The sequence below is a fragment of the Streptococcus pseudopneumoniae genome (genome assembly GCF_001074975.1).
Lineage (GTDB): Bacteria > Bacillota > Bacilli > Lactobacillales > Streptococcaceae > Streptococcus > Streptococcus pseudopneumoniae_D.
This window is the reverse complement of record NZ_JUUO01000121.1, coordinates 54860-64315: the sequence shown is the minus strand read 5'-3', so window position 1 is coordinate 64315 and position 9456 is coordinate 54860. Positions and strand designations below refer to the sequence as shown.

General features: G+C 43.5%; 7 protein-coding genes. 6 read left to right on the top strand and 1 reads right to left on the bottom strand.

Translation table 11 applies throughout. From position 1 onward, the window contains the following. The coding region (locus ADI86_RS07985; protein ID WP_049532515.1) for a helix-turn-helix domain-containing protein at nt 1-929 on the bottom strand (929 nt) is incomplete at its 3' end. A gap of 213 nt (nt 930-1142) precedes the next feature. Here ADI86_RS07985 and ADI86_RS07980 point away from each other — a divergent pair. The 6 genes from ADI86_RS07980 to glmS all read left to right on the top strand — a co-directional run bounded on the left by ADI86_RS07980 (nt 1143) and on the right by glmS (nt 9434). Continuing rightward, complete coding sequence (locus ADI86_RS07980; RefSeq protein WP_049532514.1) at nt 1143-1901, top strand: isoprenyl transferase; 759 nt, start codon at nt 1143-1145, stop codon at nt 1899-1901. 8 nt (nt 1902-1909) lie between these two features. Next, nucleotides 1910-2713 carry a phosphatidate cytidylyltransferase gene (locus ADI86_RS07975; protein ID WP_049532513.1) on the top strand — a complete coding sequence of 268 codons (804 nt, stop codon included), beginning with the start codon at nt 1910-1912 and terminating at the stop codon, nt 2711-2713. Nucleotides 2714-2728: 15 nt separating this feature from the next. Next, nucleotides 2729-3988, top strand: coding sequence for an RIP metalloprotease RseP (rseP, locus tag ADI86_RS07970; protein ID WP_049532512.1), 1260 nt, complete (start codon nt 2729-2731; stop codon nt 3986-3988). Nucleotides 3989-4000: 12 nt separating this feature from the next. Continuing rightward, nucleotides 4001-5854 carry a proline--tRNA ligase gene (locus tag ADI86_RS07965; protein WP_049532511.1) on the top strand — a complete coding sequence of 618 codons (1854 nt, stop codon included), beginning with the start codon at nt 4001-4003 and terminating at the stop codon, nt 5852-5854. A gap of 203 nt (nt 5855-6057) precedes the next feature. After that, nucleotides 6058-7437, top strand: coding sequence for a 6-phospho-beta-glucosidase (gene bglA / locus ADI86_RS07960; protein WP_049532510.1), 1380 nt, complete (start codon nt 6058-6060; stop codon nt 7435-7437). 188 nt (nt 7438-7625) lie between these two features. Next, nucleotides 7626-9434, top strand: a complete 1809-nt coding sequence (glmS, locus tag ADI86_RS07955; RefSeq protein ID WP_049532509.1) for a glutamine--fructose-6-phosphate transaminase (isomerizing) — start codon at nt 7626-7628, stop codon at nt 9432-9434. Nucleotides 9435-9456: the final 22 nt, after the last annotated feature.

Sequence of the window (9456 nt, the reverse complement as noted above, 5' to 3'; positions counted from 1 at the left end):
TCAATCCGCCCCTTCTGGTCAGGACGGCTAGGGTCGCAGAAGTAGAGGTGAGACTTCCCATCAATGTCTCGCTCAAGCTCCTCCACATAGGAGAACTCAGATCCGTTGTCCGTGAGAATGACAGGGAATAGCTGATGGAAGGCATACCCTCCGTCCATGACTCTTTCTTTCAAAGCTGCGAATTTAGTGGCGACCTCCAGAGCAGTCTTGTTGTCCAAAAGCAAGGCGAAGAGGAAGTTGCAGAAGGAAACATTGAAGGTGAGCAGTAGCTTTCCACCAGGTCTGCCGATGACCGTGTCCATTTCCAACCATTTGAAGAAATCATCTGTTTCTCGTAACTCTTGGAAATCTTGRTAGGTCCGCCCAATTTTCAGCTCTTTGGGAATAGCTACTTTTCTGRATTTTCTGCGTGCCTTGAACTTGACCATCCGAGGGAAATCAATGGGCTTGGCTGTCAGATAGCCCAGCTTGGCATGCCGATACACCGTAGCTTTCGACACAGGTAGGTTATGTGTCTGAATGATATGGTAGATACTTTGTTTCTTCTGGATGCCTTGGGTTAAGATCTTGTCCATCTGATAAAAACTTTCCTGGTTTAGGGGGATGCCCTCTCTGGATTCCCTCAACATAGTCTCGTACTGTTCCTGCGCCTTTTTCGCATAGTAAAGATAGCGGTTAAACCCACAATCCGTCCTCTTTTTTGGACAGTTGTTACAGACATAAGGAGCTTTTTTGAGAAGTGGACAGTCCGTGCAATCAGATTTGACGGATGTTGGATGCATGATGCGATTGCGCTTGATTTCCTTTGAAATGGTTGACGGGTCTTTTCCAATCTTCTCAGCGATGGAACGGAAAGTCTCCTGTTGGCTGATTCCAGTTTGAATGTCAATACGGTCTTCTAGAGTGAGATGTTTTTGTTTTTTCGTCATGATGCCTCCTCACGAAAAGTCTCAGACTTAATTCTAGCATCATTCGTCGTCTGAGACTAACTTCCAGTTTTGGGAGAGAGGTGGAAGTTACTTTGAGAAGTTACGTTTTTTTGAAAAATGGGCTTTGTGCCTGAGAATAAATAGCTTAGTGATAGAAGAAAATGGAGAAATATGGTATAATGAAACGATAGATTTTTGAATAGGAATAAGATCATGTTTGGATTTTTTAAGAAAGATAAGGCTGTGGAAGTAGAGGTTCCGACGCAGGTTCCTGCTCATATTGGCATTATCATGGATGGGAATGGCCGTTGGGCTAAAAAACGTATGCAACCACGGGTCTTCGGACACAAGGCGGGCATGGAAGCATTGCAAACTGTGACCAAGGCAGCCAACAAACTGGGGGTTAAGGTGATTACGGTCTATGCTTTTTCTACGGAAAATTGGACACGTCCAGATCAGGAAGTCAAGTTTATCATGAACTTGCCAGTAGAGTTTTATGACAATTATGTCCCGGAACTGCATGCGAATAATGTTAAGATTCAAATGATTGGGGAGACAGACCGCCTGCCTAAGCAAACCTTTGAAGCTCTGACTAAAGCTGAGGAATTGACTAAGAACAACACAGGGTTGATTCTTAATTTTGCCCTCAACTATGGTGGACGTGCTGAGATTACACAGGCTCTTAAGTTGATTTCCCAGGATGTGTTAGATGCCAAAATCAACCCAGGTGACATCACAGAGGAATTAATTGGCAACTATCTCTTCACCCAGCATTTGCCTAAGGAGTTACGAGACCCAGACTTGATTATCCGTACTAGTGGAGAATTGCGTTTGAGCAATTTCCTTCCATGGCAGGGAGCCTATAGTGAGCTCTATTTTACGGATACCTTGTGGCCTGATTTTGACGAGTCGGCTTTGCAGGAAGCCATTCTTGCTTACAATCGTCGTCATCGCCGATTTGGAGGAGTTTAGGAGGAGATATGACAAAGGATTTACAAAAAAGAACCTTGTTCGCAGGGATTGCTCTGGCTATTTTCCTACCAATTTTAATGATTGGGGGACTTCTGCTTCAGATCGCCATCGGAATCATAGCCATGCTAGCAATGCATGAACTTTTGAAGATGAGGGGTTTAGAGACCATGACCATGGAGGGGCTTTTGACCCTCTTTGCAACCTTTGCCTTGACCATTCCCTTGGAGAATTACCTGACTTTTTTGCCAGTTGATGGGAATGTGGTTGCTTATAGTGTTTTGATTTCAATCATGTTAGGAACGACTGTTTTTAGCAAGTCATATACGATTGAGGATGCTGTTTTCCCTCTTGCTATGAGTTTCTATGTGGGCTTTGGTTTTAATGCTTTACTAGATGCTCGTGTTGCCGGTTTGGATAAGGCGCTCTTGGCCTTGTGCATCGTCTGGGCGACAGACAGTGGTGCCTATCTTGTAGGGATGAGATACGGTAAACGAAAATTAGCTCCGACAGTTTCTCCAAATAAAACCTTTGAGGGTGCCTTGGGTGGTATTTTAGGTGCGATTTTAGTAACTATCATATTTATGATAGTTGATAGGACAGTTGCTCTTCCGTATGGAATTTACAAGATGTCAGTCTTTGCTATTTTCTTTAGCATTGCTGGACAATTTGGTGATTTACTAGAAAGTTCGATTAAGCGTCACTTTGGTGTCAAGGATTCTGGGAAATTTATCCCTGGACATGGTGGTGTTTTGGATCGTTTCGACAGTATGTTGCTTGTATTTCCAATCATGCACTTATTTGGACTCTTTTAGAGAAAGGAAGATAGAATGCTCGGAATTTTAACCTTTATACTGGTTTTTGGGATTATTGTGGTGGTGCACGAGTTCGGACACTTCTACTTTGCCAAGAAGTCAGGAATTCTAGTGCGTGAATTTGCCATCGGTATGGGCCCAAAAATCTTTGCTCACATTGGTAAGGACGGGACGGCCTATACCATTCGAATCTTGCCTCTGGGTGGCTATGTCCGTATGGCTGGTTGGGGTGATGATACGACTGAAATCAAGACAGGAACTCCTGTCAGTTTGACCCTTACTGATGATGGTAAAGTTAAACGCATCAATCTTTCAGGTAAAAAATTGGACCAAACAGCTCTTCCTATGCAGGTGACCCAGTTTGACTTTGAAGATAAGCTCTTTATCAAGGGCTTGGTTCTGGAAGAAGAAAAAACATTTGCAGTGGATCACGATGCAACGGTTGTGGAAGCAGATGGAACTGAGGTTCGGATTGCTCCTTTAGATGTTCAATATCAAAATGCGACTATCTGGGGAAAACTGATTACCAACTTTGCAGGTCCTATGAACAACTTTATCTTAGGTGTTGTTGTTTTCTGGATTTTAATCTTTATGCAGGGTGGTGTCAGAGATGTTGAAACAAACCAGTTCCATGTCATGCCCCAAGGGGCCTTGGCCAAGGTAGGAGTGCCAGAAACGGCTCAGATTACCAAGATTGGCTCACATGAGATTAACAACTGGGAAAGCTTGATTCAGGCTGTGGAGACAGAAACCAAAGCTAAGACAGCCCCGACTTTGGATGTGACTATTTATGAAAATGGTAGTGACAAACAAGTTACGGTTACACCCGAGGAAAGTCAAGGCCGTTACCTTCTAGGTGTTCAACCGGGGATTAAGTCAGATTTTGTATCTATGTTTGTAGGTGGATTTACAACTGCAGCCGACTCGGCTCTCCGAATTCTCTCAGCTCTGAAAAATCTGATTTTCCAACCGGATTTGAACAAGCTAGGTGGACCTGTTGCCATCTTTAAGGCAAGTAGTGATGCTGCTAAAAATGGAATTGAGAATGTCTTGGACTTCTTGGCAATGATTTCCATCAATATTGGGATTTTTAATCTTATTCCGATTCCAGCATTGGATGGTGGTAAGATTGTGCTCAATATCCTAGAAGCCATCCGCCGCAAACCATTGAAACAAGAAATTGAAACCTATGTCACCTTGGCCGGAGTGGTCATCATGGTTGTCTTGATGATTGCTGTGACCTGGAATGACATTATGCGACTCTTTTTTAGATAATCGAGGAATATTATGAAACAAAGTAAAATGCCTATCCCAACGCTTCGCGAAATGCCAAGCGATGCTCAAGTTATCAGCCACGCTCTTATGTTGCGAGCTGGTTATGTTCGTCAAGTTTCTGCAGGTGTTTATTCTTACCTACCACTTGCCAACCGTGTGATTGAAAAAGCCAAAAACATCATGCGCCAAGAATTTGATAAGATTGGTGCCGTTGAGATGTTGGCTCCTGCCCTTCTCAGTGCAGAGTTGTGGCGCGAATCAGGTCGTTATGAAACTTATGGTGAAGACCTTTACAAACTAAAAAATCGTGAAAAATCAGACTTTATCTTAGGTCCAACTCACGAAGAAACCTTTACAGCTATTGTCCGTGATTCTGTTAAGTCTTACAAGCAATTGCCACTCAACCTTTACCAAATCCAGCCTAAGTATCGTGATGAAAAACGCCCACGTAATGGACTTCTCCGTACACGTGAGTTTATCATGAAGGATGCGTACAGTTTCCACGCTAACTATGATAGCTTGGACAGTGTTTATGATGAGTATAAGGCTGCCTATGAGCGTATTTTCACTCGTAGTGGTTTAGACTTCAAGGCTATCATTGGTGACGGTGGAGCTATGGGTGGTAAGGACAGCCAAGAATTTATGGCCATTACACCTGCTCGTACAGACCTTGACCGCTGGGTTGTCTTGGACAAGTCAGTTGCCTCATTTGACGAAATTCCTGCAGAAGTGCAAGAAGAAATCAAGGCAGAATTGCTCAAATGGATGGTCTCTGGTGAAGATACCATTGCTTACTCAAGTGAATCTAGCTACGCGGCTAACTTGGAAATGGCAACAAACGAGTACAAACCAAGCAACCGTGTTGTCGCTGAAGAAGAAGTGACTCGTGTTGCAACACCAGATGTTAAATCAATCGATGAAGTTGCAGCCTTCCTCAATGTTCCAGAAGAACAAACGATTAAAACCCTCTTCTACATGGCAGATGGTGAACTTGTTGCAGCCCTTCTAGTTGGAAATGACCAACTCAACGAAGTCAAGTTGAAAAACCACTTGGGAGCAGATTTCTTTGACGTTGCTAGCGAAGAAGAAGTATCAAATGTTGTTCAAGCAGGTTTTGGTTCACTTGGACCAGTTGGTTTGCCAGAGAATGTTAAAATCGTTGCAGACCGTAAGGTGCAAGATGTTCGCAATGCAGTTGTGGGTGCTAACGAAGATGGTTATCACTTGACTGGTGTGAACCCAGGTCGTGACTTTACTGCAGAATATGTGGATATCCGTGAAGTTCGTGAGGGTGAAATTTCTCCAGACGGACAAGGTGTCCTTAACTTTGCGCGTGGTATCGAAATTGGTCACATCTTCAAACTCGGCACTCGCTACTCAGCAAGCATGGGAGCAGATGTTTTGGATGAAAATGGCCGCGCTGTGCCAATTATCATGGGATGTTACGGTATCGGTGTCAGCCGTCTCCTTTCAGCGGTGATGGAGCAACACGCTCGTCTCTTTGTTAACAAAACACCAAAAGGTGAATACCGTTACGCTTGGGGAATCAATTTCCCTAAAGAATTGGCACCGTTTGATGTGCACTTGATTACTGTCAATGTCAAGGACGAAGAAGCACAAGCCTTGACAGAAAAGCTTGAAGCAAGCTTGATGGGAGCTGGTTACGAAGTCTTGACAGATGACCGTAACGAACGTGTCGGTGTTAAATTTAGCGATAGTGACTTGATTGGTCTTCCAATCCGTATCATTGTTGGGAAGAAAGCGGCCGATGGCATCGTAGAAGTTAAGATTAAAGCGACTGGTGACACCATCGAAGTTCATGCAGATAACTTACTTGAAACGCTTGAAATCCTCAGCAAGAAATAAAAACTATAATCAGAAGAAAAACAAGGAAAAAATGTAACTAGTTTTTACCTTGTTTTTTCTATATAATGGGAAAAATGATACTCAATGAAAATCAAAGAGCAAACTAGAAAGCTAGCTGCAGGCTGTACTTGAGCACGGCAAGGCGATGCTGACGTGGTTTGAATTTGATTTTCGAAGAGTAGAGTAGATAAAGAGGTAAATGTATGCTAAAATTTCCAAAGGATTTTGTCTGGGGCTCCTCTACTTCTGGACCGCAGACAGAAGGACGTGTAGCTGGTGACGGTAAGGGTGATAATCTCTGGGATTACTGGTACCAAGTGGAGCCAAATCGTTACTATAATGGGATTGGACCAGATAAGACATCGACCTTTTATGAAAACTGGGAACAGGATATCGAGCTCTTGTTGGAAACTGGTCACACGGCCTTTCGGACTTCCATTCAGTGGTCACGGATTTTTCCACAAGGCTGTGGAAAAGTCAATCCTCAAGGTGTGGATTTCTATCGTAAGGTCTTTGAGGCTATTAAGGCTAAGGGGATTCGTCTTTTAGTCAATCTCTACCACTTTGATTTGCCTTTTGCCCTTCAAGAGGATGGTGATGGTTGGGAAAATAAGGCGACGGTCTCAGCCTATGAAGACTATGCTCGTTTTTGTTTTGAGACTTATGGAGATTTGGTGGATCAATGGATTACCTTTAACGAGCCCATCGTTCCTGTAGAATTTGGCTATTTTTACGATGCCCATTATCCACATAAGGTGGATGCAGAGGCAGCGGTTAAAGTAGCTTATTATACACAATTGGCCAGCAGTCGGGCGGTTAAGGCCTGTCATGAACTTTTACCTGATTCCAAGATTGGGATTGTCTTAAACTTGACACCGGCTTATCCACGTAGCCAGCATCCTGCTGATGTCAAAGCTGCTCGTATTGCGGATCTTTTTCAGGCCCAATCTTTCTTAGATCCGTCTGTTTTGGGGACTTATCCACAGGAGTTGGTAGAAATCTTGCATGAACATGGTCTCTTGCCTGATGCTACAGAGGAGGAGCTGGAGCTCATTCGTGACAATACAGTGGACTTCCTTGGTGTCAACTACTATCAACCTTTGCGTGTTATGGCGCCTCGATTTGCTAAGCATCCAGAGAGTCCACTCTTGCCAGAACATTTTTATGAGTCTTATGTGATGCCTGGGCGTAAAATCAATCCTCATCGTGGCTGGGAGATTTATGAGCAGGGGATTTATGACATTGCTCAAAATATTAAGGAAAATTATGGTAATATCGAGTGGATGTTGACTGAGAATGGTATGGGTGTTGAAGGAGAGGAAAAATTCCGTCAAGATGGAATGATTCAAGATGATTATCGTATTGACTTTGTAAAAGGTCATCTTCGTGAACTGCACCGTGCTATTGAAGATGGGGCCAATTGTAAGGGCTACTTGATTTGGACTTTTATTGACTGCTGGTCATGGCTCAACAGCTATAAAAATCGCTATGGTTTGGTCGAACTAGACTTGGAAACGCAAGAACGTCGTCTGAAAAAATCAGGGCACTGGTTCAAGGAATTAAGCGATAATAATGGATTTTAAAAAAGGACTCTGACTGATTATTATAATTGGTCAGAGTTTTTTGCAGGTGCTTAATTTGAACTATACCAATTTTTACTCTTGACAAGTGAAAGAAACAAGTATATACTGTTTTTGCTGATTCTACAAAAGAGGAATTAGACTATACCAATTTTAAGGAGAAAGCACAGCTGGTCTGTGTCGTATATACTATGTGTGGAATTGTTGGTGTTGTTGGAAACACAAATGCAACTGATATTTTGATTCAAGGGCTTGAAAAGCTCGAATACCGTGGTTATGATTCTGCGGGAATTTTTGTCCTAGGTGGTGCTGAGAACCATTTGGTGAAGGCTGTTGGTCGTATTGCAGAATTGTCTGCCAAGACAGCTGGTGTTGAGGGAACAACTGGTATCGGACATACTCGTTGGGCGACTCACGGGAAACCAACGGAAGACAATGCTCACCCACACCGCTCTGAGACAGAACGTTTTGTCTTGGTTCACAATGGGGTGATTGAGAACTATCTTGAAATCAAGGAAGAATACCTTGCAGGTCACCACTTCAAAGGGCAAACAGATACTGAAATCGCTGTTCACTTAATTGGAAAATTTGCTGAAGAAGAAGGTCTTTCTGTTCTTGAAGCCTTCAAAAAAGCCCTTCATATCATTCGTGGTTCTTATGCCTTTGCCTTGGTTGACTCACAAGATCCTGAAGTCATCTACGTGGCTAAGAATAAATCACCACTTTTGATTGGTCTTGGGGAAGGCTACAACATGGTCTGCTCAGATGCCATGGCTATGATTCGTGAAACCAACCAGTACATGGAAATTCATGACCAAGAGTTGGTAATCGTCAAGGCTGATAGCGTCGAAGTGCAAGACTATGAAGGCAATAGTCGTGAGCGTGCTAGCTACACTGCTGAGCTAGACTTGTCAGATATCGGTAAGGGAACTTACCCTTACTACATGCTTAAAGAAATTGATGAGCAACCAACGGTTATGCGTAAACTCATCCAAGCCTACACAGATGAGTCTGGTCAAGTAGTCGTTGATCCAGCTATCATCAAGGCTGTTCAAGACGCAGACCGCATCTATATTCTTGCAGCTGGAACATCTTACCACGCAGGATTTGCTTCTAAGAAGATGCTGGAAGAATTGACAGATACGCCAGTTGAACTTGGAATCTCATCTGAGTGGGGCTATGGTATGCCACTTCTCAGCAAGAAACCACTCTTCATCTTTATCAGTCAGTCTGGTGAAACAGCGGATAGCCGTCAGGTTTTGGTTAAGGCCAATGAAATGGGTATTCCAAGTTTGACAGTGACAAATGTGCCAGGATCAACTCTGTCACGTGAAGCTAACCATACTATGCTTCTTCACGCGGGTCCTGAAATTGCCGTGGCATCAACTAAAGCCTATACAGCACAAATTGCAGCCCTTGCCTTCCTGGCAAAAGCAGTTGGAGAAGCAAATGGCAATGTCAAAGCGCAAGCCTTTGATTTGGTTCATGAATTGTCAATTGTAGCCCAGTCTATCGAATCAACTCTTTCAGAGAAAGAAACCATTGAAGCTAAGGTTCGTGAGCTTCTCGAAACAACTCGTAACGCCTTTTATATCGGACGTGGTCAAGATTACTACGTAGCCATGGAGGCAAGTCTCAAACTCAAAGAGATTTCTTACATTCAGTGTGAAGGATTTGCGGCAGGAGAACTTAAGCACGGAACCATTGCCTTGATTGAAGAAGGAACGCCTGTCTTAGCGCTCTTGTCAGACCCAGTTCTTGCCAACCACACTCGTGGAAATATCCAAGAGGTGGCAGCTCGTGGTGCTAAGGTTCTCACTATCGCAGAAGAAAATGTTGCTAAAGAGACAGACGATATCGTCCTTACAGCTGTACACCCTTACCTCTCACCAATTTCAATGGTTGTACCAACGCAATTGGTCGCTTACTTTGCAACACTCCACCGTGGACTTGATGTGGACAAACCACGTAACCTTGCTAAGTCAGTAACGGTAGAATAAGCTAAAAAAGTCTAGTTATCTA

Excerpts from the sequence above, each read along its gene's own strand:
- ADI86_RS07965 (WP_049532511.1), top strand. The coding sequence starts at position 4,001 with ATGAAACAAAGTAAAATGCCTATCCCAACGCTTCGCGAAATGCCAAGC.
- bglA (WP_049532510.1), top strand. The coding sequence starts at position 6,058 with ATGCTAAAATTTCCAAAGGATTTTGTCTGGGGCTCCTCTACTTCTGGA.
- glmS (WP_049532509.1), top strand. The coding sequence starts at position 7,626 with ATGTGTGGAATTGTTGGTGTTGTTGGAAACACAAATGCAACTGATATT.
- ADI86_RS07975 (WP_049532513.1), top strand. The coding sequence starts at position 1,910 with ATGACAAAGGATTTACAAAAAAGAACCTTGTTCGCAGGGATTGCTCTG.
- ADI86_RS07980 (WP_049532514.1), top strand. The coding sequence starts at position 1,143 with ATGTTTGGATTTTTTAAGAAAGATAAGGCTGTGGAAGTAGAGGTTCCG.
- rseP (WP_049532512.1), top strand. The coding sequence starts at position 2,729 with ATGCTCGGAATTTTAACCTTTATACTGGTTTTTGGGATTATTGTGGTG.